Source organism: Myxococcus llanfairpwllgwyngyllgogerychwyrndrobwllllantysiliogogogochensis (genome assembly GCF_006636215.1).
Lineage (GTDB): Bacteria > Myxococcota > Myxococcia > Myxococcales > Myxococcaceae > Myxococcus > Myxococcus llanfairpwllgwyngyllgogerychwyrndrobwllllantysiliogogogochensis.
In genome coordinates this window covers 1-610 of record NZ_VIFM01000617.1, presented here as the reverse complement: position 1 = coordinate 610, position 610 = coordinate 1, and the positions used below count along the sequence as shown (strand labels likewise).

The following is a 610-nucleotide window of genomic DNA, read 5'->3' as shown; positions in this document are numbered from 1 at the left end:
CCCCAACCCCACTTGCCACCGCTGGCGGTGATGCCGTCCGCCGTCTCGGTGTCGCTGCCCTTCGTCACCCACCACGGCGTGTAGATGAGCCCCAGCTTGCCGTACGGCACCAGGGGGACTCCCCACTCGAAGGCCGCGTAGTCGAACTTGTAGAAGAGGTTGAACGCCAGCGGCACCACCTTCAGCGCCGTCTGCTCCGCCGCGTTGCCTCCGCCCGCGAGCTTCGCTGCCGCGTACTTCTCCCCGTAGCCCGCCGACACCCCCACGCCCGCGGTGCCGATGCCCTGGTAGAAGTAGCGCTGCAGCTCCAGCTCGACGAGCAGCAGCGACGCGTCACCGAACGTGTCCTCGTAGGGCGTATTCCCGTTGAGCGCCTTCTCGTCATCCAAGAGCGGCTTGTAGCCGCCCACCCGGATGATGATGCCGCCGCTGCGCGACGACTCCATCTGCTCGGTCGAAACCACTCCGACGTCCTGCGCCCACGCCGGCAGCGCGGCAACCATCATGGCCACACTCACGGCCCATGCCCGACTCATGACAGCTTCCTCCTCGACGTCATCCAGAACCCCAGGGCCGCCACCACGGCGCCCAGCGCGAGGCCACCCCCGCC

At 68.4% G+C, this 610-nt stretch carries 1 protein-coding gene; it reads right to left on the bottom strand.

The annotated features are described in order from the left end of the window. A partial coding sequence (locus FJV41_RS49650; RefSeq protein WP_141649558.1) for an MXAN_2562 family outer membrane beta-barrel protein occupies positions 1 to 536 on the bottom strand: 536 nt, incomplete at its 3' end. Positions 537 to 610: the final 74 nt, after the last annotated feature.